The sequence below is a fragment of the Micromonospora sp. NBRC 107095 genome (genome assembly GCF_030269705.1).
Classification (GTDB): Bacteria; Actinomycetota; Actinomycetes; order Mycobacteriales; family Micromonosporaceae; genus Micromonospora; species Micromonospora parva.
On record NZ_BSTU01000001.1, the window covers coordinates 2,567,450 to 2,589,013 of the forward strand.

The window sequence follows — 21,564 nt, forward strand, 5'->3', positions numbered from 1 at the left end:
TGCCCTGCTCACGAGGGCTGCCCTGCTCACGAGGGCTGCCCTGCGCACGAGGGCTGCCCTGCGCACCGGGGCTACCGTGTGCGCGGGCTGCCTGCCAATGATCAACTCGGCTTCCTGCACATCGGGGTGTCCGCGCGGCCCAGTTGCCACGGTTTCCGGAAAGCCGAGTGGATCACCGCCAAGTCGGGCTGTCCGGGCGGTCGGGATGCCGCGGTTTCCGGGAACCCGAGTGGATCACCGCGATGCCGCGGAAACGGCGTGCTGGGGGTCGGCGTGCTGCGGATCGGGCCGCGCCGGGTCGGCGGGCTCCGCGGTCCCGGCTGGCTGGCTGGTCGTCCCGGCAGTCCCGGCTGGCTGGCTGGTCGTCTCGGCGGGCGTCGTGGCGTCGTTCCCGCTGCCACGCGTCGCGGCGGGCTGCGCGCGGCCGGTTATCTCGGCCAGGGTCGCGGCCTCGTCGCGCTTCGAGTCCCGGTCCGGGTCGCCGGTCACCCCGGCGAGCGCGGTGGCCTCGTCCGGGCCGCGTCGGCGCCACCGGCTGACCAGCCAGCCGATCGCCGCGCCGCCGCCCAACCCGGCCAGCAGGCCGGCGGCCAGCATCCCGTCGGCGTTGCCGGACTCCTCGCCGGCGCCACCCGCGCGGGTGGCCGGGTCGCCGTCGGCGCCGTTGCCCTCAGCGGCTGGCGCGCCGGCTGCCGGCGCGCCGTGAGCGCCACCGTGTGCGGCCGGTCCGGCGGCGCCCGGGGCCGCCGGGAGCAGGGTGAGCGCCGGGGCCCGCTGCGCGCCGGCGGCGTCCGCCCACCGGACCACGGTCCCGTCGGCGTACGTCTGGACGACCTCGAAGGTGAGCCGTTCGGCCTGCGGCATCGGCCCCATGGAGAGCGCCAACCGGGCCGGGCCGGGATCGCTCGCACCGACCCGGACCCAGGTCACCGCCGTCGTCACGGTGCTCACCCCGGAGGAGTGGATACCGGCCACCGGCTTGTCCAGGGTGCGGGAGCTGATCCGGGGCGCCCAGCCGTCCACCGACATGGGGTAGACCTCGGCGACCGGCGCGTCGGCCGGCAGCCGGACCTCGATCTGCTTGGTGGTGGTGCCGGCCCGCTCCGCCGGGACGGTGAACTCCAGCCGTACCGCGTCGCCCTGCCGGGCCTCGGTCGGGGTGATCGTCACGTCCGCCGCGTACGCCGTGCCAGGCCAGAGCAGCAGCCCGGCGGCGGTCACCGCGGTCGCCGCCACGATCCGCCGCCGACGGCCGCCGCCGTGCGTGCTCCCCATCTCGTGCCCCCATCCGTGTCGACGCGGCCGGCACCGGTTCCGGCCACACCTTCTAGTTCGGCTGCGAGGCGCGAAAGGTTCAACGGCGGCGGTAAGGAAGGTGCCCTTCCCGGTCGGGGACACGGCGACCGATAGCATCGGCAGGAGCCGAGGATCGGCACCGTTTCGTACCGCTTGGAGGAGTCACCGTGTCCGCACCCCGTACCCCCGCCGTGGCCGACCCCGTCGTCGTCGCCGCCGGGACCACGGCGGCCGACGCGGTGGCCGCGGCCGGACTGCCCGCGAACGGCCCCAAGGCGATCGTCGTGGTCCGCGACCCGCAGGGCCAGTTGCGTGACCTGGACTGGTCGCCGGCCGAGGAGACCGTCGTCGAGCCGGTCAGCCTGGACTCGCCCGACGGGCTCAACGTGCTGCGCCACTCGACCGCGCACGTTCTCGCGCAGGCCGTGCAGGACGTCTTCCCCGAGGCGAAGCTGGGCATCGGCCCGCCCATCGAGAACGGCTTCTACTACGACTTCGACGTCGACAAGCCGTTCCAGCCCGATGACCTCAGCAAGCTCGAGAAGCGCATGCAGGAGATCATCAAGTCCGGGCAGCGGTTCCGCCGTCGCCGCTTCGGCAGCCTTGACGAGGCGCGCTCCGAGCTGGCCGACGAGCCGTTCAAGCTGGAGTTGATCGAGGTCAAGGGCGAGGGCCTGGACACCGACGAGGTGATGGAGGTCGGCGGCGGCGAGCTGACCATCTACGACAACCTCGACGCCAAGGAGGACAAGGTCTGCTGGTCGGACCTGTGTCGTGGCCCGCACCTGCCGACCACCCGGCTGATCGGCGCGTTCAAGCTGATGCGCTCCGCCGCCGCGTACTGGCGGGGGTCGGAGAAGAACCCCCAACTGCAACGGGTGTACGGCACCGCGTGGCCGACCCGCGACGAGCTCAAGGCGTACCTGAAGCTGTTGGAGGAGGCCGCCCGGCGCGACCACCGCAAGCTCGGTGCGGACCTCGACCTGTTCAGCTTCCCCGACGAGATCGGTTCCGGCCTGGCGGTCTTCCACCCCAAGGGCGGCATCATCCGCCGCGAGATGGAGAACTACTCCCGGCAGCGGCACGAGGCCGCCGGGTACGAGTTCGTCAACACGCCGCACATCACCAAGGCGCAGCTGTTCCAGACCTCCGGTCACCTGCCGTACTACGCGGACACCATGTTCCCGCCCATGCAGTTGGAGGGCGCGGACTACTACCTCAAGGCGATGAACTGCCCGATGCACAACCTGATCTTCAGGTCGCGCGGGCGGTCGTACCGTGAGCTGCCGCTGCGGATGTTCGAGTTCGGCACCGTCTACCGGTACGAGAAGTCCGGCGTGGTGCACGGCCTGACCCGGGTCCGTGGCCTGACCCAGGACGACTCGCACATCTACTGCACCCGGGAGCAGATGGCCGGTGAGCTGTCCACGCTGCTCAGCTTCGTGCTGGACCTGCTGCGCGACTACGGCCTCGACGACTTCTACCTGGAGCTGTCGACCCGGGACGACTCGCCGAAGTTCATCGGCGCGGACGAGGACTGGGCCGAGGCCACCGAGGCGCTGCGCACCGCCGCCGCGACCTCCGGCCTGGAGCTGGTGCCCGACCCGGGCGGTGCGGCGTTCTACGGGCCGAAGATCTCCGTGCAGGCCCGCGACGCGATCGGCCGGACCTGGCAGATGTCCACCATCCAGGTCGACTTCAACCAGCCGGAGCGGTTCGGGTTGGAGTACCAGGCCGCCGACGGCAGCCGGCAGCGGCCCGTGATGATCCACCGGGCGCTGTTCGGGTCGATCGAGCGGTTCTTCGGGGTGCTCACCGAGCACTACGCGGGTGCCTTCCCGGCCTGGCTGGCGCCGGTGCAGGTGGTGGGCATCCCGATCCGCGAGGACCACACCGACTACCTGCACGGCTTCGTGGCGGCGCTACGCGCGGAGGGCATCCGGGCCCAGGTGGACGCGGGTGACGACCGGATGCAGAAGAAGATCCGTACCGCCCAGCAGCAGAAGATCCCGTTCATGGTGATCGCCGGTGACGACGACGTGGCCGCCGGCACGGTCTCCTTCCGCTACCGCGACGGCTCGCAGCGCAACGGGGTGCCGGTCGCCGAGGCGGTGACCCACGTGCTGGACGTGGTCAGCTCGCGGACCAACATCGGCCCCTCCGCCGCCGCGGAGTAGCAGAACAGCCGGGGCGGCCGCGCGCCTGCCCGCTCGGGCGCTCGCCTGTGCGGCCTGTCGCGGCCTGCTCTCTGCATGATCGTGCTCGATCCGGGAAGTAGTGGCCTCCCGCATCGGGGAGGCCACTACTTCCATGTTCGAGCGTGATCTTCGCCCTGACGTGAGGGGCCGACGCCGGGAGGCCGGCGGGGGAGCCGGTCTCGGGTGTCAGATGCCGCAGTTCGGGGCTGACCAGCCGCCGACCGCCGCCACGTGGGTGTGGTCGTTGTGGTCCGGGTAGCCGGGGCCGAGGATCTGCCCGAAGCCGTGGTAGCGGGCCTGCTGGGCCAACCGGCAGAACGACGGTGATCCGACCAGGTCCACCCCGTCGCCGTACAGGTGTCGGCTGTTCGACGCGCCACCGACCGCGCTGTTGCAGGCGTAGCTGCGGAAGCTGCTGCTGATGGCGATGGACACGTCGCCGAGGGCGTGCCGCATGGCCTGGAGTTTCCACATCGAGACGAGCGCGTTGGCCCGGGCGGTGCTCGCCGAGACCGCGCCACCGGACCAGTCGCTGTTGCACTTGTTCAGCTCGGCGTAGCTGAAGTTGGCGGGCGTGCAGTCGTCGTCCTGGAGGGCGTAGAGCCGGTTGAAGGTCTGTGGGCCGGCGATGCCGTCCGCGGGCAGCCCGTACGCCTGCTGGAAGCGGATCACCGCCGATCGGGTGGCTGGGCCGTACGCGCCGTCCAGGCCGAGCACCGCGCCGTAGCCGGGGTAGCCGGCGACCCGGATCTGGAGTTGCCGGACGTCCTCGCCGGACGCCCCCTGGGCCAGGGTGCGACCCCAGGTGTAGCAGCCGTCCGCCTGGGCCGCGCCGGCGGTGAGGGTGACGCCGACCACCGTGGTGGTGGCGGTCAGCGCAAGTGCCGCGAGGAACCTGCCGAGCCGTCGGAACATGAAACCCTCCATCAATACATGGAAGTACCTGAATGCATGGAAGTTTCATGCCTTGCCGTTGATCCGTCAAGAACTTGCAATGCCCGGTTTCCCGACGGCGGTGTCGCGGCGCGTCCACCGGGCTCCGTAGGATCGGCTCGTGACAGGGGCGGAACGGCACACGGACACCGACGGCATGGCGGACGGCCTGGAGCGGCTCTGGACGCCGCACCGGATGACCTACATCTCCGGCGAGGACCGCCCGGCCGAGGGCTACGAGAAGCCCACCGGCTGTCCCTTCTGCCGGGGGCCCCAGCTCCCCCCGGAGCAGAGCCTGGTGGTGGCCCGTGGCGAGCACGTGTTCGTGGTGCTCAACCTCTACCCGTACAACCCGGGCCACCTGCTGGTCTGCCCCTACCGGCACGTCGCCGACTACACCGACCTGGACGGGCCGGAGACCGCCGAGCTGGCCGCGTACACCCAGACCGCCATGCGGGTGATCCGCAAGGTCAGCAACGCCCACGGCTTCAACCTGGGCATGAACCAGGGCGGGGTGGCCGGCGCCGGCATCGCCGCGCACCTGCACCAGCACGTGGTGCCGCGCTGGGGCGGCGACGCGAACTTCATGCCGGTGATCGGCCGCACCAAGGTGCTGCCACAGCTGCTCGGCGACACCCGCGACCTGCTCGCCCGCGCCTGGCCGTCCTGACCGTCACGCCCCGCCGTCGCATGCCGGCGATCATGCCGCACGGTGACCGTCTCCGTGCGCCCGCGTGTCCGCCCGCCGGATCTGCTACGCCCCGACCCGGCGAAGGTGGCACGATCGGCCGATGGCAGTCACGACACGGATGTTGGGGCGCAGCGGCATCGAGGTCAGCGCCCTCGGCATGGGGTGCTGGGCGATCGGCGGGCCCTGGGCGGAGGGCAGCCAGCCGTTGGGCTGGGGCGCGGTCGACGACGACGAGTCGGTGCGGGCCGTCCGTCGGGCACTCGACCTCGGCGTCACCCTGTTCGACACCGCCGACGCGTACGGGGCGGGGCACGGCGAACGGGTGCTCGGCCGGGCGCTCGCCGGCCGCCGCGACGAGGCCGTGATCGCCACCAAGTGGGGTTACACGTTCGACGAGGCGAGTCGGCAGGCCACCGGGGAGGACGCGTCACCTGCGTACCTGCGCGGCGCGGTGACCGCCTCGCTGCGCCGGCTGGGCACCGACCGGATCGACCTGTATCAGCTGCACCTGGCCGACCTGTCGGTGCCGAGGGCGCAGGCGCTGATCGGGACCTGCGAGGACCTGGTGGCCGAGGGCCTGATCCGGGCGTACGGGTGGAGCACCGACCGCCCCGACCGGGCCGCCGCGTTCGGGCAGGCCGCCGCCGGTGCCACCGCTGTGCAGCACGCCCTGTCGGTGCTGCGCGACGCCCCCGAGTTGCTGGCGGTGTGCGACAAGTACGACCTGGCCAGCATCAACCAGGGGCCGCTCGGGATGGGGCTGCTCACCGGCAAGTACACGGCTTCGTCGACGCTGCCCCGCGACGACGTGCGGGGGCTGGCGCCGGGCTGGTTGGGGTGGTTCCGGGGTGGCCGGCCGGCGCCCGAGTGGCTGCGTCGGGTCGGCACGGTCCGCGCCGCGCTCACCGCCGACGGGCGCACCCTCGCCCAGGGTGCGCTGGGGTGGATCTGGGCGCGCAGCGGTCGCACCATCCCGATCCCGGGCTGCCGTACTGTCGCCCAGGTCGAGGAGAACGCCGCGGCCCTGCACCGGGGCCCGCTGCCGGGCGACCAGTTCGCCGAGGTGGAGCGCCAGTTGGCAGCCCTGCGCAGCGCCGCCCTCCGCGACGCCGACCGCCCCCACTGGCCCCGCTCGGCCTACCCCACAGTCCACCCCTGACCCCCACCCCATCCTCGCCACACCCGCCCTGCCCTGGCCCTGGCCCTGGCTGATCTTGCGCTTTCTGCGGTGGCATATGCCGCGACAGCGACATAAGGACGACAGAAAACGCAAGATCGCCGGGGCGGGCCGGGGCGGGCCGGGCCGGGACGGGGCGGGCCGGGACGGGGCAGGGCAGCGGGTTATGCGGATTGTTCCTTGCGGGCCTGGTCGGCCAGGTGGGTGGGCATGGGGTCGTGGCGGACGAAGTGCCGGCGGAAGGTGCCGGTGCCGGCCGTCATGGAGCGCAGCTCGACGGCGTAGCGGAGCAGTTCGGTGGCCGGCACCTCGGCGCGGACGAGGGTGCGGCCCTCGGCGTCCGGGTCCGGTTCGGTGCCGAGCACCCGGCCGCGCCGGCCGGACAGGTCGCCCAGCACCGTGCCCACCGAGCCGTCCGGAACCCGGATGCTCACCTCGTCGATCGGCTCCAGCAGGGCCGGCTGACCACGCTCGGCGGCGTCGCGCAGCGCCAGCGCGCCGGCGGTCTGGAAGGCCGCGTCGGAGGAGTCGACGCTGTGTGCCTTGCCGTCGACCAGTGTCACCCGCAGGTCCACCACCGGGTGGCCGGCGACCAGCCCGCGCTCCAGTTGGGCCCGGACTCCCTTCTCCACCGACGGGATGTAGTTGTGCGGTACCGCGCCGCCGACGACCCGGTCGACGAACTCGAAGCCACTGCCGCGCGGCAGCGGCTCGACCTCGATGTCGCAGACCGCGTACTGGCCGTGGCCGCCGGACTGCTTGACGTGGCGGCCGTGCCCCTTCGCGGGCGCTCTCAGGGTCTCGCGCAGCGACACCCTGACCGGCTCGGTGTCCAGCTCGACGCCGCCGGCACGCAGCCGGTCGAGCACCACGTCCGCGTGCGCCTCGCCCATGCACCAGAGCACCAGTTGGTGGGTCTCCGGGTTGCGCTCCAGCCGCAGCGTGGGGTCGCCGGCGACCAGGCGGGCGAGGTTGCGGGCCAGGGCGTCCTCGTCGGCGCGGCTGCGGGCGACGATCGCCACCGGCAACAGCGGCTCCGGCATCTCCCAGGGGGCGATCAGCAGCGGCTCGTCCCTGGTCGAGATGGTGTCGCCGGTCTCGGCGCTACCCGACTTGGTGATCGCGCAGATGTCACCGGCCACGCAGAGCGACACCTCCCGCAGAGTCGCGCCCAGCGGGGTGTAGATGTGCCCGACCCGCTCGTCGGCGTCGTGGTCGGGGTGCCCGCGTTCGGCCAGGCCGTGCCCGGAGACGTGCACCGTCTGATCGGGGCGCAGCGTGCCGGAGAAGACCCGGACCAGCGAGACCCGACCGACGTGGCGGTCGACGGTGGTCTTGACGACCTCGGCCACGAGCGGCCCGGCCGGATCGCAGCTCAGCGGCGGACGCGGTGAGCCGTCCACGCCGGTCACCGCCGGCAGCTCGTGCTCCAGCGGGGAGGGGAACGCGGCGGTCAGCACCTCCAGCAGCACGTCCAGCCCGACACCGGTCTGGGCGCAGACCGGCACCACCGGGTAGAAGTGGCCCCGGGCGACGGCCTTCTCCAGGTCGTCGATGAGCACCTCGTCGCTGATCTCCTCGCCGTCGAGGTAGCGGTCCATCAGGGTCTCGTCCTCGCTCTCGGCGATGATCCCCTCGATCAGCTCGTCGCGGGACTCGTCGATGGCCCGCTGGTGCTCCGGGTCGGGGGCGCGGACGTCGGCGGGCAGCCCGGCGCTGTAGTCGAAGACCCGGCGGGTGATCAGGCCGAGCAGACCTTCGGTGGACACCCCGTCGTCGCCGAGCATCGGCAGGTAGAGCGGCATCACGTTGTCGCCGAAGAGGCGCTGGCAGAGCGCCACCGTCTCGTCGACGTCGGCGCGGGGCTGGTCCAGTCGGGCCACCGCGACCGCCCGGGGCATGTCGACGGCGGCGCACTCCTCCCACAGCGCGACGGTGGCAGCGTCCATGCCGCCCGCGGCGGAGACCACGAACAGCGCGGCGTCGGCGGCCCGCAGCCCGGCGCGCAGTTCGCCGACGAAGTCGGCGTACCCGGGGGTGTCCAGCAGGTTGACCTTGATGCCGTTGTGCAGCAGCGGCGCGCAGGACAGGCTGACCGAGCGTTGCTGGCGTACGGCGGCGGGGTCGTGGTCGCCGACAGTGGTGCCGTCGACCACGCTGCCGGCGCGGCCGATCGTGCCGGTCGCCGCGAGCAGCGCCTCGACCAGGGTGGTCTTGCCTGCCCCGGAGTGGCCGACGAGCACCACGTTGCGAACCCGCTCGGGCTCGGTCACCACCGGCGTGCCGCCGGTGGAACCCTTGTCGTGACTCTTCTGCGCCATGGGGCGCACCTCCCTCAGCCGGTGGTGGTGGCGACCGCCGCGCGACGGGAAGCGGCCCGGGGCGAGTGCGCGGCGATATCCTCCGGTGGTCTGTTGCACAGCGGGAACTCAACGGGCGGACGGGTGAGCTGGCTCACCTCCCGGCTCGATCTCACACCCGTTGTCGGATAGGCACAAGCCTCCCCCGGGCGGGTCGGCGGTACCGTCCGTATCGGCGGAGCTGGGCGGACCGTTATCGTGGGGACCGCCATGGCGAAGATCTTCCAAGTGTCGGCACGCGCGGGGATGACCCGCGTCGTCGAGCCGATTGCCCGCGCCCTGCTGCGCGCGGGCGTCACCCCCAATGCCGTCACCGTCGCGGGCACCGTTGGTGTGCTCGTCGGCGCGCTCGGCTTCGGTGCCCGCGGCCATCTGGTCGCGGGCGCGTTGATCGTCACCCTGTTCGCGCTCACCGACCTGCTCGACGGGACGATGGCCCGGATGAGCGGTGGCTCCACCCGGTTCGGGGCGTTCCTCGACTCGAGCATGGACCGGGTCGCCGACAGTGCCGTCTTCGGTGCTGTCGCGTACTGGCTGGCCACGCAGAGCAACTACTCCGGGGTGGCCGCCGCGTTGGTCTGCCTGGCCGCCGGCAGCCTGGTCTCCTACGTGAAGGCCCGCGCCGAAGGGCTCGGCATGACCTGCAACGTGGGCATCGCCGAACGCACCGAGCGGCTGCTGATCGTCGGCGTCGGCGGGATCCTCACCGGCGTCGGTGTCGATCCGGCCCTGGAGATCGCGCTCTGGCTGCTCGCCGCCGTGTCGATCTTCACGGTGGGCCAGCGGATGACGCACGTCTACCGCCAGGCCCAGCAGCTCCAGCCGGACGGTCAGGCGTGAGTGGCCTGCGAGCGACCCGCCGTCGGAAGACCGGCGGCCCAGTCGCGTGAACCTCACCGAGCTGGGCTACATCGCCGGTTGGCGGGTGATCCGCGCGCTACCCCGGCCGTTGGTGGCGGCGGCGTTCCAGGCGGGCGCGGACCGCGCCCACCGCGCCGGCGGCGGCGGTACGGCCCGACTGCGCGCGAACCTGCGCCGGGTGGTCGGCCCTGAGCTGCCCGACGCCGAGCTGGACGATCTCGTCAAGCGCGGGCTGCGCTCGTACGCCAGGTACTGGATGGAGGCGTTCCGGCTGCCCAGCCTGAGTCGGTCGCAGATCCTGTCCACCTTCCGGCTGGAGGGCGCGGAACTGCTCGCCGCCGACGTGGCGGCCGGCCGGGGCGCGGTGGTGGCGCTGCCGCACGCCGGCAACTGGGATGCCGCCGGTGCCTGGGTGGCGGCCACCGGTTGGCCGCTCACCACCGTCATGGAGCGGCTCAGGCCGGAGGGCGTGTACAAGCGTTTCCTGGCCTTCCGAGAGGTCCTCGGGATGGAGATCCTGCCGACCCACGGTGGGCCGCGCCCGGCCTTCGACGTGCTGCTGGACCGGGTACGCGCCGGTGCGGTGGTGCCGTTGCTGGCCGACCGGGACCTCTCCGCCCGGGGGGTGGAGGTGGACTTCTTCGGCGGGAAGACCCGGATGCCCGCCGGGCCGGCGTTGCTCGCGCTGCACACCGGCGCGCCGCTCTACGTGGCCTCGATGTGGTACGAACCGGACGCCGCGTGTGCGTCGCTGGACGGCCCACTGCCGGTGCCCGGGCCCGAGGCGGGTCCCCTGGACCAGCGGGTCCGGTCGCTGACCCAGTTGATCGCTGACCGTCTGGCGGCGGGTATCGCCCGGCATCCGGAAGACTGGCACATGTTGCAGCGGATGTGGCTGGACCAGGGAAGGTCGGGGGAGGGCGCGGCGCTGCCCTCGTCGGCCTCCGGCCAGGCCTGAGGAGGTGGGCTGACGCATGCGGATCGGCATCGTGTGCCCGTACTCCTTCGACGTGCCCGGTGGGGTGCAGAACCACGTCATGGACCTCGCCGAGGCGCTGATCGCGCTGGGCCACGAGGTCAGCGTGCTCGCGCCGGCTGACGACGATTCGCCGGTGCCGGAGTACGTGGTGTCCGCCGGGCGTGCCGTTCCCCTGCCGTACAACGGTTCGGTGGCCCGGATCGCGTTCGGCCCGGTGTCGACAGCCCGGGTGCGGCGGTGGATCACCAACGGTGACTTCGACGTGCTGCACGTGCACGAGCCGCTCACGTTGAGCCTGTCGCTGCTGGCCGTGCTCTCCGCCCGTGGCCCGGTGGTGGCCACGTTCCACACCGCGATGACCCGTTCCCGGGTGCTCGCCGCCGCGCAGGGCGTACTCCAGATCGTGTTGGAGCGGATCACCGCCCGGATCGCGGTGAGCGCGCTGGCCCGCAAGGTGCAGGTCGAGCACATGGACGGCGGCGCGGTGGAGATTCCCAACGGGGTGGCGGTGGCCAAGTTCGCCGACGCCGAGCCGTTGCCGGGCTGGCCGGGGGAGTGCGCGGCCGGCACCGGGGGCACGCTCGGCTTCCTGGGCCGGTTCACCGAGGCTCGCAAGGGCTTCCCGGTGCTGCGCGACGCGTTCGTGGCGTTGGCCGCCACCCGGCCCGGTCTGCGGTTGCTCGTCGCCGGTCCCGGTGACCCCGACGACCTGTACGACCAGTTCCCCACCGAACTGCACGAACGGATCACGTTCCTCGGCCTGGTCAGCGAAGCGGACAAGGCACGCATGCTGCGCAGTGCGCACCTCTACGTCGCGCCGAACACCGGCGGTGAGTCGTTCGGCATGATCCTCACCGAGGCCCTCGCCGCGGGCACGACAGTGGTCGCCAGTGACCTCGACGCGTTCCGGCGGGTGCTCGACGGTGGGCGGGCCGGTCGGCTCTTCCCCACGGGCGACCCGGCGGGGTTGCGGGACGTGCTCAGTGAGCTGCTGGACGATCCGGACGGGCGGGCCGCGCTGAGCGCCTGCGGCGATCAGGTGGTGGCGAATTTCGACTGGCCGGTGGTTGCTCGGCGCGTTCTGGAGGTATACGCAGCGGCGATCGAGGCAACCGACGGGCGGGTCATCGACCAGGAATGGGTGGGGCTGGGCTGAGCCGGCGTGACGCATGGTGCGGTGGTGACCGGCGGGACCGGTCAGCCCGCGCCCGATCGGACGAAACGGAGCAGCACTACGATGCCGCACATGTGGTGGGTGGTGGCCGCGAGCGTGGTCGTGGGGCTGATCGCGGCGTACCTCATCTGGACCGCCGGCCGGGTCGAGCGGCTGCAGGGCCGCGCGGAGCTGGCGGCCCGGGCCCTCGACGCCCACCTGCTGCGCCGCGCGGCGGCGGCGGCGGTCCTGGCTGAGCGGCGTTTCGGCGTCGAGCTGTACGCGGCGGCCCGGATCGCCCTGGACGCCGGCCCGGACGAGCGGGAGGCGGCGGAGAACGACCTGACCCGGCAGTTGCGCGCCGTCCAGTTGGACGCGGGCGACCCGGACTGCGCGGCGGTCATCGCCGCCAGTCGTCGGCTCGCGTTGTCCCGGCAGGTGCACACCGACCTGGTCCGCGACGCCCGCTCGGCGCGCAGCCGGCCGTTGGTGCGCCTGTTGCGGATGGGGCGGGGCCGGGAGTGGCCGCGCTACTTCGACATCGACGACCCGACCCTCGTCGTCCCGGCGGACGTCCCCGCCGCCTGACCCCCGGCGGGCGCCGGCCGCTCCCCGACGGGCGCCGGCGGCCCGGTGACCACTGCCACAGTGCAGGCCACCGGGGGTCTGATTGGCTGTCGGTACGGCGTTGCACCGCGCGTAGCATTTTCGCTGCCACCCCCACCGCACGTCCAAGGAGCGATGACCCGTGCCCGAAAACACCGCCTCGAACACCGGTACCGCCCCCGTCGTCGGCACCGCCCGCGTGAAGCGCGGCATGGCCGAGATGCTCAAGGGCGGCGTGATCATGGATGTCGTCAACGCCGAGCAGGCCAAGATCGCTGAGGACGCCGGAGCCGTCGCGGTGATGGCCCTGGAGCGGGTGCCCGCCGACATCCGCGCGCAGGGCGGGGTGTCCCGGATGAGTGACCCCGACATGATCGACGGGATCATCGAGGCGGTCTCCATCCCGGTGATGGCCAAGGCCCGCATCGGTCACTTCGTGGAGGCGCAGATCCTCCAGTCGCTGGGTGTGGACTACGTCGACGAGTCCGAGGTGCTGACCCCGGCCGACTACGCGAACCACATCGACAAGTGGGCGTTCACGGTGCCCTTCGTCTGTGGCGCGACGAACCTGGGCGAGGCGCTGCGCCGGATCACCGAGGGTGCGGCCATGATCCGTTCCAAGGGCGAGGCGGGCACCGGTGACGTCTCCAACGCCACCACCCACATGCGCAAGATCCGCCAGGAGATCCGCCGGCTCGCCTCGCTGCCGGCCGACGAGCTGTACGTCGCGGCCAAGGAGCTGCAGGCCCCGTACGAGCTGGTCAAGGAGGTCGCCGAGAGCGGCAAGCTGCCGGTGGTGCTGTTCACCGCGGGTGGGATCGCCACTCCGGCCGACGCGGCGATGATGATGCAGCTCGGCGCGGAGGGCGTGTTCGTCGGTTCCGGCATCTTCAAGGCGGGCAACCCGGCCCAGCGGGCCGCCGCGATCGTCAAGGCGACCAGCTTCCACGACGACCCGGACGTGCTGGCCAAGGTCTCCCGGGGGCTCGGCGAGGCGATGGTCGGCATCAACGTCGACGAGATCCCGCAGCCGCACCGCCTGGCCGAGCGCGGTTGGTGAGCATGAGCCGGCCCACCATCGGTGTCCTCGCCCTCCAGGGGGACGTCCGGGAGCATCTGGCGGCGCTGACCGTGGCGGGCGCGGACGCCCGCCCGGTCCGTCGTCCGGGCGAGTTGGACGCGGTCGACGGCCTGGTCATCCCCGGCGGGGAGTCCACCACCATCAGCAAGCTCGTCGACATCTTCGAGCTGCGTGAGCCGATCGACAAGCGGATCGCCGACGGCATGCCCGTCTACGGCTCGTGCGCCGGCATGATCATGCTGGCCAGCGAGGTGCTGGACGGCCGCGCCGACCAGCGCGGTTTCGCCGGCATCGACATGACGGTACGGCGCAACGCGTTCGGCCGGCAGGTCGACTCGTTCGAGGCGCCGGTGGAGATCACCGGCGTGGCGGGCGGGGGATTCCACGCGGTGTTCATCCGCGCCCCGTGGGTCGAACGGGTCGGCGCGGGCGTCGAGGTGATCGGCACGGTGACCGGTGGCCCGGCCGCCGAGCGGATCGTGGCGGTCCGGCAGGGCAACCTGCTGGCCACCTCGTTCCACCCCGAGCTGACGGGTGACCCGCGCGTCCACGCGTACTTTGTGGAGTTGGCCCGCGCCGCCTGAGCGGCCGGCCGTGCCCGGCGCACGCCCCGCGCCGATCCCAAGGTCGTGCCTGAACATGGATGTAGTGGTCTCGGTGTGCCGGGGAGGCCACTACATCCTGGTTCGAGCAAGATCTTGGGCGCGCTCGTCACCCCCGGTGGAGGTGCACCCGGCGCCCCGGCAGGTCCCGGGTGTGACATGGCGGAGTGTGACCTCGGTAAGATTGCCGCGGTTCGGCAGGGCCGTCGCCCGACGCGGGCACTTCCCGCGGGGCCGATCGGCCGCCGGATCGCCGGATGCGGCGCGGAATCGGTGCGGCAGTCGACGCAGGCGTGCAATGACAGACGGAGGTAGAAGATGTCCGGCCACTCAAAGTGGGCGACGACCAAGCACAAGAAGGCCGTCATCGACGCCAAGCGCGGCAAGATGTTCGCCAAGCTGATCAAGAACGTCGAGGTGGCCGCGCGGACCGGCGGCGGTGACCCCTCGGGTAACCCGACGCTCTTCGACGCCATCCAGAAGGCGAAGAAGAGTTCGGTGCCGAACGACAACATCGATCGCGCCGTCAAGCGCGGCTCCGGCCTGGAGGCTGGCGGCGCCGACTGGCAGACGATCATGTATGAGGGGTACGGCCCGAACGGCGTGGCCATGCTCATCGAGTGCCTCACCGACAACCGCAACCGGGCGGCCACCGAGGTACGGACCGCGCTGACCCGCAACGGCGGCTCGCTCGCCGACGCCGGCTCGGTGTCGTACATGTTCTCCCGCAAGGGTGTGGTGATCGTCCCCAAGGAGGGCACCACCGAGGACGACGTGATGCTCGCGGTCCTGGACGCCGGTGCCGAAGAGGTCAACGACATCGGCGAGGCGTACGAGGTGGTCTCCGAGCCGACCGACCTGATCCCGGTGCGGACGGCCCTGCAGGACGCCGGCATCGAGTACGAGTCGGCCGAGTCCTCCCTGATCCCCAGCGTCAACGTGCCCCTCGACGAAGAGGGCGCGCGCAAGATCTTCAAGCTGATCGACGTGCTGGAGGACTGCGACGACGTGCAGAACGTCTACGCCAACTTCGACGTCAGTGACGACGTGATGGCGGCGGTCGACGCCTGAGCCCGCCGCCGCCCGCCGCGATCGTGCCCTGTCTGCCCCGCCAGACCGGGTCGGACAGGACAGATCGCTGATCGAGCGCGCATGATCGCGGTGGGGTTGGTGGACGGCGAGGAGGTGCCGTGGTGGTGCGGCGGTTCGCGGCCGGCGACACGGTGGTCCGGCGTGAGGTGCTGCGCGGCGAGGTCTGGTTCGGCTGCCCGACGATCTGCGTCGAGGACTCCGCCGACCTGCTCGTCCTCTATCTCCCGCCGGGGGCCGAGTTCGGCTTCCCGCAGGACGGGGTGTTCCCGTGCGGGCGGCACCCGTGGGAGGCCGCCGGGCACCGCTCCTGGTCGGGGCACGGCAAGCTGATGCTGCAACGCCCCGGTGAGGCGCACTCGGTCGACGTGTTCTGGTCGGGCCCGGGGCGTGACTTCGCCGGCTGGTACTTCAACCTTCAGGACCCGGTGCGGCGTACGCCGATCGGGGTGGACACCCTGGACCACGAGTTGGACCTGTGGTGGGCCGCGGGCGCCGACCGGTACGTCTGGAAGGACGTGGAGTTGTTCGCCCAGCGCCTCGTCGAGGGGCGCTACCCGGGCCTGGGGGACGCCATCCAGGCCGAGGGGGACCGGATCGCCGCCCTGCTCGACGGGGGTGAGCGCTGGTGGGACCCGGCGTGGGCCGGGTGGCAGCCCGACCCCGCTTGGACGGTCCCGCGGCTGCCGGCCGGCTGGGACCGGGTGTCACCCGCGCGCTGAGCGGCCCGCCGCCCCGCCCGGCCGGTCAGGCCGTCGGCGTCAGACCGCGCGGACGGTGTCGCACGGCGACGGGCGCCGGCATCCGGTCAGGGCACCGACGCCCGCACTGGCGAAGCCTCGTGCTCAGCCGATCGTCTCCCGCTCCCGCCAGGCGGTACGCAGCGAGGTCCGGCCGTTGGTACGCAGCAGCGACCCCTCGTACACCCGGGCTCCGGCGACCACGAACGCGCCGGCGGCGAGCAGCAGGACGACCAGCGAGACGATCGGCTCCCAACCGGCCGCGTCACCGGTGAACAGTCGCAGCGGCATGGCCGTGGGCGACGAGAACGGCAGGTAGGACAGCACCCGCATCGCGGTGTCGTTGTCGTTCAGGAAGATCACCGCGAAGAACGGCAACATCACGGCGAACTGCACCGGTGTCGACACGGCGGCAATGTCCTCCTGCCGGTTGGCCAGCGCGCCGGCCGCCGCCCACATCGCGGCGAGCAGCACGAAGCCGAGCAGGAAGAACGGCACGAACCAGCCGATCGCCGGGGCGAGCAGGGTGAGCAGGCCCCCGCTGTCACCCATCTGCAGCCCGATCACCGCCACCACCGCGATCAAGGCGATCTGCGCGAACGCCAGGATCGCCCCGGCCACCACCTTGCCGGCCAGCAGGGCCCGGACCGGCACGGCGGCCACCAGGATCTCCACGATCCGGGTCTGCTTCTCCTCGGTGACGCTCTGCGCGATCTGCAGGCCGAACGTCTGCGAGGTGATGAAGAAGACGAACGCGAAGACGAACGGCACCAGGAACGCCACCACGGGGTCGACCGCGTCCGGGTCGAGCAGGCGGACGGTCGGCTGGCTGCTCAGGGCCCGCACCACGTCGTCGGGGGCCTCGTCCATGGCCACGACGGCGGGTCCGCTGACCACCGCGGCGTCCACGTCGTCGTCGCGGACGGCCTGCTCGGCGGCCCGGTCGTCGGGGACGACCCGCACCTCCAGCCCGGCGGCGCGCAGCGGCGCGGCCACGCTCTCGGTCGCCGCGACGGTGGACGGCCCTCCGGCGAGCAGCGGCGGCAGGATGGTGCCGGCCGCCGCGATCAGCAGGAAGAAGAGGGTGCCGAACAGGAAGGTGCGGTCGCGCAGCTTGACGCGGATCTCGCGTTCGGCGACCAGCCGGGTGGCCTGGGTGACGTTCACTGGGTGACCTCTCGGAAGATCTCGGTGAGCGAGGGGCTGACCGGGCGGAAGGCGCGGACCGGGCCGCGGGCGAGAGCCGCCTGGAGGACGGGCTGTTCGTCGGCGCTGGCCGGCAGGTCGAAGACCACTCGGGGGCCGTCCAGCTCGACCACTGTCACCCCGGGGTGGTCGCGTACCCAGCCGGCGTCGCCGGCCACCACCAGCTCGTAGCGGGGCACTGTGTACGAGTCGCGCAGTTGCTGGCGGCTGCCGGCGGCCCGGATCACCCCGTCCCCGATGATCACCAGGTCGTCGCAGAGGCGCTCCACGACGTCGAGCTGGTGACTGGAGAAGAGCACCGGCGCGCCGGCCGACGCCCGTTCCCGCAGCACGGTGACGACGGTGTCGACGGCCAGCGGGTCGAGGCCGGAGAACGGCTCGTCGAGCACCAGCACCTCGGGGTCGTGCACCAGTGCGGCGGCGATCTGCGCGCGTTGCTGGTTGCCCAGCGACAGCGTCTCCAGCAGGTCGTTTCCGCGTTCACCGAGCCCGACCCGCTCCAGCAGGGCATCGGTGGCACGCCGTGCCGCGGCGGCGTCCAGGCCGTGCAGCCGGCCCAGGTAGGCGACCTGCTCCCGGGTGGTCATCTTCGGGTAGAGGCCGCGCTCCTCCGGCATGTACCCGAAGCGTCGGCGGTCCTGCCGGGTCAGCGCCGTGCCACCCCAGCTGACCTCGCCCGCGTCGGCGGAGAGCACCCCCAGGATGATCCGCATGGTGGTGGTCTTACCGGCGCCGTTGGCGCCCACGAAGCCGGTCATCCGCCCGGCGGCCACCTCGAAGGACACGTTGTTGAGCACCTGCCGGTCGCCGAAGCTGCGGTCGACGCCGTCGAGGCGAAGCGTTCTGGTCACGCGCTGATGCTAGATCGAGTGCGCCGTTGCGCCGTCCGCCCGGCGGCGGAGCGGGCGGGTCCGCCGGGCGGTGGACGCCGGTCACCCGCCGGGCCGGACCACCCCGTTCTCATATGCGAAGACCACTGCCTGCACCCGGTCACGCAGGCCGAGTTTGGCCAGCACCCGACTCACGTGCGTCTTCACCGTCGCCTCGCCCAGGTGGATGGTCGTGGCGATCTCCGCGTTGCTCGACCCGGCGGCGAGCAACATCAGCACCTCCCGTTCGCGCGGGGTCAGCTCGGCCAACGCGGCCTCGGCTTCCGGGCCCCGGTGGGCGGTGCCCGTCGGGTCGCCGGGTCGGGCGAAGGTGGAGATCACCCGGCGGGTGATCTCCGGAGCGAGCAGACCGTCGCCCCTGGCCAGCACCCGGATCGCCTCGACCAGCTCCTCCGGCGTGCCGTTCTTGAGCAGGAAGCCGCTGGCCCCGGCCCGCAGCGCGGCGAAGAGATAGTCGTCGCGGTCGAAGGTCGTGAGGATCAGCACGGCCGGCCCACCGGGCCCGTCGGCGCTGATCTGCCGGGTGGCCTCCAGGCCGTCCATCCCGGGCATCTCCACATCCATGAGTACGACGTCCGGGCGGGTGGCCCGGGCCATGGCGACGGCCCGCTCGCCGTCGGCGGCCTCACCGACCACCTCGATGTCGTCCTCCACCTCCAGGATGACCCGGAAGCCGGTACGGACCAGGTGCTGGTCGTCGGCGAGCAGGACCCGGACCGTCGGGCCGGTGTCCGGTGCGTGGTGTGCCGCCGTACTCATGCCGCCGGCCCCGCGGCGGCTGCCGCCTGCTGCCTGTCGCTCGGCTTCGGCTGCGGGGTGACCGGGGCCGCCAGGGGGAAGCGGGCGCGGACCCGCCAACCGCCGCCGGCCCGCGGCCCGGCCTCCAGGTCACCGTCGTGGGCGCCAACCCGTTCGCGCATCCCGATCAGGCCCAACCCGACGGTGTCGGCCCGGCCGCCGCCCCGTCCGTCGTCGGTCACGTCGACCTCCACCTCGCGGGCCAGGTAGCGGACCCGCACGTCCAACAGGTTCGCTCCGGCGTGCTTCAGGGTGTTGGTCACCGCCTCCTGCGTCACCCGGTAGGCCGCCTGCGAGACGGACGCGGGCAACGTGACAGCGTCGCCGTACACCCCGAGGGTGGTCGTCAGCCCGGCGGCGCGAGCCCGCTCGACGAGTTCGTCGATCCGTTCCAGGCCGCCGGCCGTCGGCGGCGCGGCGTCGGTGCCGGCGGAGGTCCGCAGCACGCCCAGCATCCGACGCAGCTCGTCGACGGCGGTGCGGGCGCTCTGCTCGATGGCGGTCAGTGCGGTGCGGGCCTTGCCCGGGTCGCGGTCGAAGACCCGGCGGCACGCGGATGCCTGCACACCCATCACCGACACGTGGTGGGCCACCACGTCGTGCAGCTCCCGCGCGATCCGGACCCGTTCGCCGAGAACCGCCCGCTCCCGGGCCTCGGCCTGCGACCGGCGCAGGTCCTCGGCCTGGGTGCGCAGCTCATGTTCGCGCCGCGCGGCCACCCACGCGGTCTCGCCGAAGAAGTACGCGAAGCCGAACACCAGCACGTTGAGCAGGACGCCGGTGACCATCGCGGCGAGCACCGGTGGCACCGGTCCGACCGCACCGGCGAAGGCATCCGCCGGAATGTGGTCGATCATCACCGCGTAGTAGACCCCGAGCCAGGCGAACATCGTGGCGATCACGCCGACCCGCAATCGGCGGGACAGCTGGCGGTCCTGCCCCCACGCGCCGACGGTGTAGATGGCGCAGAACAGGGCCCAGGGGGAGAACTGCGTCTCGGGTGCCGATCGTGCCTGCGCGGCGATGAACATCACCGCGACGACCAGCAGGGTGGCGGCCGGCCACCGTCGTCGCCAGATCAGCGGCACTGTCACCGCGACGGTCCAGAACAGTTGCTCCGGCCCGGACGGCGGCGGGCCCAGCAGGAACGCCCCGGTGCTGCGGGCCAGGGTGAGGCTCACCAGGGCCAGCCCGGTCATCCCCAACCCGAGCCACAGGTCGTTGCGGCGCTGCTCGGTCGTTGGACCGGGGCGGTGCCATTCCCCCTGCGGTGCGGCGGTCATCCGAGAACGATGCCACGTGCTCGGCCGGGCGGGGCCGGCGGGCGGGCGGTTTGGTGCCGGCCAACGGGCGGCGGCCCGGCGCGGGGTACGCGCCGGGCCGCCCGCTCGGGCGTCGCTCACGCCGTCTGGCGGCGGGTCTTGATCGCGGTGTCGATCAGGTCCCAGACCACCACCACCGCCGCTCCCACCGCGATCGCCGCGCCGAGGAGGTTCCGGTTGTCCGCGTCCGCCAGCCAGCTCAGCCGCTCGGCCAGGGCCGGGTTGAGCAGCCGGTCGGACAGCGCCAACCACGCCAGCGGCACGGAGAACGCCAGGTTGAGCAGCACCTTGGTGCCGAAGAGACGCCAGGTCCAGCGTCCGATCCGGTACTTGACGATCTCGAAGATCACGCTGGCGATCAGCACGACGATCAGCGCCGGCAGCCAGAACGACCAGAGAGCCGGGTCGAGGATCGCGATGTTCTCGCCGTCGGTGCCGCGCACCCAGGACTGGAAGTGCTGGATGGGCAGGTACGCGATGGTCGCCACCAGCATGACCACCGAGGCGATGGTGTCGGCGAGCGGGATGCCCCGGTGCACCGGGGCGTCGGGCAGCTGGTCGACCGTCCAGTCCGGCAGGTCCACCGCCGTTTGGGAGCGCTCGATGATGGCGAAGGTCAGGGTGAGCCAGAAGGCGATCTGCACGCCCACCTGCAGGGCGACGACGAGGCCCGGCCCGATGGCCCCGAAACCCTTCCCCTCGGCCGCCTCGACGATGGTCACGATCGTGCCGACGAGCGCCGGGATGAAGCTGAGCAGCAGTTTCAGCAGCCGCAGCCAGACCAGGTAGTAGGTCGGGCCGATGAGCTGGAGTCGACGGTCGGCGTACCGGGCGGCCAGCACGTCCGGGTTGCCCAGCTCGGTGAGCACCTCCCGCTCGGCAGTGGTGGCGTCCTGCCCTCCATCGGTCCGACCCTCGATCATGTCCTCGATGGAGGCCCGCAGCTCGGTGGCGATCTCGTCGCGGCGCTGGGCGGGCACCGAGCGCAGGGTGGCGGCGAGGTAGCGGTCGGTCAGGGTGTTCATCGGCCCACTCCTTGGATCAGCCCGGTGATGGAGGTCTGTACGGCGGCGAGGTCGTCGAGCAGTCGGCTCAGCATCGACTCGCCCTCGTCGCTGGTCCGGTAGAACTTGCGCGGCCGGCTCTCCGCGGTGTTCCACTCGCTGGTCAGCAGCCCTTGGTCCTCCAGGCGGCGCAGCAGCGGGTAGAGCGTGTTCGCGTCGACCGGGAAGCCGTGGTCGGTGAGCCGTTGCAGCAGTGCGTAGCCGTAGTCCGGCCGGCGGAGCGCGACCAGGCTGGCCACCACGACGGTGCCTCGACGCAACTCCTGCAGGTGCGTCCGTAGAACATCCTCGCTAACCATGTGTCACACCATACTGTGTGTCACACACTGTTGTCTAGGACGATAGCGTCGCGTCTGCTGAGGATGTTGTGGCCGCCTGAAGGTCTGCGTGACGCGACGTCCGGGAGAGGGTCGTTCACTCCCTTTGCTCTGCTGCTGCGGATGCACCAATGCGGTGCCCAGCGGGCGGTCCAGCGGGGTGCCCCGTGCGGTGGCCAGCGCGGTGGTCCGTTCGGTGGC

20 protein-coding genes are annotated in these 21,564 nt (G+C 72.2%); 11 read left to right on the plus strand and 9 right to left on the minus strand.

What is annotated here, in order from left to right:
* Positions 1-234: 234 nt before the first annotated feature.
* Positions 235-1,275 (minus strand): DUF1775 domain-containing protein, encoded by a 1,041-nt coding sequence (locus QSK15_RS11945; protein ID WP_285794222.1) that lies wholly within the window; start codon positions 1,273-1,275, stop codon positions 235-237.
* A 188-nt stretch (positions 1,276-1,463) separates the two neighbouring features.
* Here QSK15_RS11945 and thrS point away from each other — a divergent pair, with 188 nt between their 5' ends.
* On the plus strand, positions 1,464-3,473 hold the full coding sequence (thrS, locus tag QSK15_RS11950) for a threonine--tRNA ligase (protein ID WP_285794223.1): 2,010 nt from the start codon (positions 1,464-1,466) through the stop codon (positions 3,471-3,473).
* Between the two features lie 207 nt (positions 3,474-3,680).
* Here the strand turns inward: thrS and QSK15_RS11955 are convergent, their stop codons facing one another.
* Positions 3,681-4,409 carry a D-Ala-D-Ala carboxypeptidase family metallohydrolase gene (locus QSK15_RS11955; protein ID WP_285794224.1) on the minus strand — a complete coding sequence of 243 codons (729 nt, stop codon included), beginning with the start codon at positions 4,407-4,409 and terminating at the stop codon, positions 3,681-3,683.
* Between the two features lie 175 nt (positions 4,410-4,584).
* Between QSK15_RS11955 and QSK15_RS11960 the strand changes: the two genes are divergently transcribed.
* Entirely contained in the window at positions 4,585-5,097 is a 513-nt protein-coding gene (locus QSK15_RS11960) for an HIT family protein (protein WP_285794388.1), read from the plus strand.
* Positions 5,098-5,218: 121 nt separating this feature from the next.
* Positions 5,219-6,277, plus strand: coding sequence for an aldo/keto reductase (locus QSK15_RS11965; protein WP_285794225.1), 1,059 nt, complete (start codon positions 5,219-5,221; stop codon positions 6,275-6,277).
* Between the two features lie 182 nt (positions 6,278-6,459).
* Here the strand turns inward: QSK15_RS11965 and QSK15_RS11970 are convergent, their stop codons facing one another.
* Positions 6,460-8,616: an elongation factor G-like protein EF-G2 gene (locus QSK15_RS11970; RefSeq protein WP_285794226.1), complete on the minus strand. Its 2,157-nt coding sequence runs from the start codon at positions 8,614-8,616 to the stop codon at positions 6,460-6,462.
* Positions 8,617-8,865: 249 nt separating this feature from the next.
* On the opposite strand from QSK15_RS11970, the gene pgsA reads away from it, so the two are divergent.
* The 8 genes from pgsA (at position 8,866) to QSK15_RS12010 (ending at position 15,748) form a co-directional block, all read left to right on the plus strand.
* Entirely contained in the window at positions 8,866-9,495 is a 630-nt protein-coding gene (gene pgsA / locus QSK15_RS11975; RefSeq protein WP_238680059.1) for a phosphatidylinositol phosphate synthase, read from the plus strand.
* A 46-nt stretch (positions 9,496-9,541) separates the two neighbouring features.
* A complete protein-coding gene (locus tag QSK15_RS11980; protein WP_285794227.1) occupies positions 9,542-10,474 on the plus strand; it encodes a phosphatidylinositol mannoside acyltransferase in 933 nt (310 codons plus the stop codon).
* Positions 10,475-10,490: 16 nt separating this feature from the next.
* On the plus strand, positions 10,491-11,651 hold the full coding sequence (locus QSK15_RS11985) for a glycosyltransferase family 4 protein (RefSeq protein WP_285794228.1): 1,161 nt from the start codon (positions 10,491-10,493) through the stop codon (positions 11,649-11,651).
* Between the two features lie 81 nt (positions 11,652-11,732).
* Positions 11,733-12,236: a hypothetical protein gene (locus QSK15_RS11990; protein ID WP_285794229.1), complete on the plus strand. Its 504-nt coding sequence runs from the start codon at positions 11,733-11,735 to the stop codon at positions 12,234-12,236.
* A gap of 160 nt (positions 12,237-12,396) precedes the next feature.
* Complete coding sequence (pdxS, locus tag QSK15_RS11995) at positions 12,397-13,314, plus strand: pyridoxal 5'-phosphate synthase lyase subunit PdxS (protein WP_285794230.1); 918 nt, start codon at positions 12,397-12,399, stop codon at positions 13,312-13,314.
* Between the two features lie 2 nt (positions 13,315-13,316).
* On the plus strand, positions 13,317-13,919 hold the full coding sequence (gene pdxT, locus QSK15_RS12000) for a pyridoxal 5'-phosphate synthase glutaminase subunit PdxT (protein WP_285794231.1): 603 nt from the start codon (positions 13,317-13,319) through the stop codon (positions 13,917-13,919).
* Between the two features lie 336 nt (positions 13,920-14,255).
* Positions 14,256-15,008 carry a YebC/PmpR family DNA-binding transcriptional regulator gene (locus QSK15_RS12005; protein WP_030336891.1) on the plus strand — a complete coding sequence of 251 codons (753 nt, stop codon included), beginning with the start codon at positions 14,256-14,258 and terminating at the stop codon, positions 15,006-15,008.
* Between the two features lie 119 nt (positions 15,009-15,127).
* A complete protein-coding gene (locus tag QSK15_RS12010; protein WP_285794232.1) occupies positions 15,128-15,748 on the plus strand; it encodes a ribonuclease FAU-1 family protein in 621 nt (206 codons plus the stop codon).
* Positions 15,749-15,871: 123 nt separating this feature from the next.
* On the opposite strand, the gene QSK15_RS12015 is transcribed toward QSK15_RS12010, so the two are convergent.
* From QSK15_RS12015 to QSK15_RS12040, 6 genes are all read right to left on the minus strand, one after another.
* Positions 15,872-16,933, minus strand: a complete 1,062-nt coding sequence (locus tag QSK15_RS12015) for an ABC transporter permease (RefSeq protein ID WP_285794233.1) — start codon at positions 16,931-16,933, stop codon at positions 15,872-15,874.
* Entirely contained in the window at positions 16,930-17,823 is an 894-nt protein-coding gene (locus QSK15_RS12020; RefSeq protein WP_285794234.1) for an ABC transporter ATP-binding protein, read from the minus strand. Before QSK15_RS12020 ends, QSK15_RS12015 begins: the two co-directional genes overlap by 4 nt.
* An 81-nt stretch (positions 17,824-17,904) precedes the next feature.
* Complete coding sequence (locus QSK15_RS12025; protein ID WP_285794235.1) at positions 17,905-18,621, minus strand: response regulator; 717 nt, start codon at positions 18,619-18,621, stop codon at positions 17,905-17,907.
* The gene (locus QSK15_RS12030; protein ID WP_285794236.1) at positions 18,618-19,943 is read right to left on the minus strand and encodes a sensor histidine kinase; all 1,326 of its coding nucleotides are present in this window, start codon (positions 19,941-19,943) and stop codon (positions 18,618-18,620) included. The genes QSK15_RS12025 and QSK15_RS12030 overlap by 4 nt, the downstream gene beginning before the upstream one ends.
* A 116-nt stretch (positions 19,944-20,059) precedes the next feature.
* On the minus strand, positions 20,060-21,007 hold the full coding sequence (locus tag QSK15_RS12035) for a permease prefix domain 1-containing protein (RefSeq protein WP_285794237.1): 948 nt from the start codon (positions 21,005-21,007) through the stop codon (positions 20,060-20,062).
* Positions 21,004-21,345, minus strand: coding sequence for a PadR family transcriptional regulator (locus tag QSK15_RS12040; protein ID WP_285794238.1), 342 nt, complete (start codon positions 21,343-21,345; stop codon positions 21,004-21,006). Before QSK15_RS12040 ends, QSK15_RS12035 begins: the two co-directional genes overlap by 4 nt.
* Between the last annotated feature and the right edge of the window lie 219 nt (positions 21,346-21,564).

Bases quoted from the DNA above. Each gene is read 5' to 3' on its own strand.
- QSK15_RS11945 (WP_285794222.1), bottom strand. From the start codon at position 1,275: ATGGGGAGCACGCACGGCGGCGGCCGTCGGCGGCGGATCGTGGCGGCG.
- QSK15_RS11955 (WP_285794224.1), bottom strand. From the start codon at position 4,409: ATGTTCCGACGGCTCGGCAGGTTCCTCGCGGCACTTGCGCTGACCGCC.
- QSK15_RS11960 (WP_285794388.1), top strand. From the start codon at position 4,585: ATGGCGGACGGCCTGGAGCGGCTCTGGACGCCGCACCGGATGACCTAC.
- QSK15_RS11965 (WP_285794225.1), top strand. From the start codon at position 5,219: ATGGCAGTCACGACACGGATGTTGGGGCGCAGCGGCATCGAGGTCAGC.
- QSK15_RS11970 (WP_285794226.1), bottom strand. From the start codon at position 8,616: ATGGCGCAGAAGAGTCACGACAAGGGTTCCACCGGCGGCACGCCGGTG.
- pgsA (WP_238680059.1), top strand. From the start codon at position 8,866: ATGGCGAAGATCTTCCAAGTGTCGGCACGCGCGGGGATGACCCGCGTC.
- QSK15_RS11985 (WP_285794228.1), top strand. From the start codon at position 10,491: ATGCGGATCGGCATCGTGTGCCCGTACTCCTTCGACGTGCCCGGTGGG.
- QSK15_RS11990 (WP_285794229.1), top strand. From the start codon at position 11,733: ATGCCGCACATGTGGTGGGTGGTGGCCGCGAGCGTGGTCGTGGGGCTG.
- pdxT (WP_285794231.1), top strand. From the start codon at position 13,317: ATGAGCCGGCCCACCATCGGTGTCCTCGCCCTCCAGGGGGACGTCCGG.
- QSK15_RS12005 (WP_030336891.1), top strand. From the start codon at position 14,256: ATGTCCGGCCACTCAAAGTGGGCGACGACCAAGCACAAGAAGGCCGTC.
- QSK15_RS12025 (WP_285794235.1), bottom strand. From the start codon at position 18,621: ATGAGTACGGCGGCACACCACGCACCGGACACCGGCCCGACGGTCCGG.
- QSK15_RS12030 (WP_285794236.1), bottom strand. From the start codon at position 19,943: ATGACCGCCGCACCGCAGGGGGAATGGCACCGCCCCGGTCCAACGACC.
- QSK15_RS12035 (WP_285794237.1), bottom strand. From the start codon at position 21,007: ATGAACACCCTGACCGACCGCTACCTCGCCGCCACCCTGCGCTCGGTG.
- QSK15_RS12040 (WP_285794238.1), bottom strand. From the start codon at position 21,345: ATGGTTAGCGAGGATGTTCTACGGACGCACCTGCAGGAGTTGCGTCGA.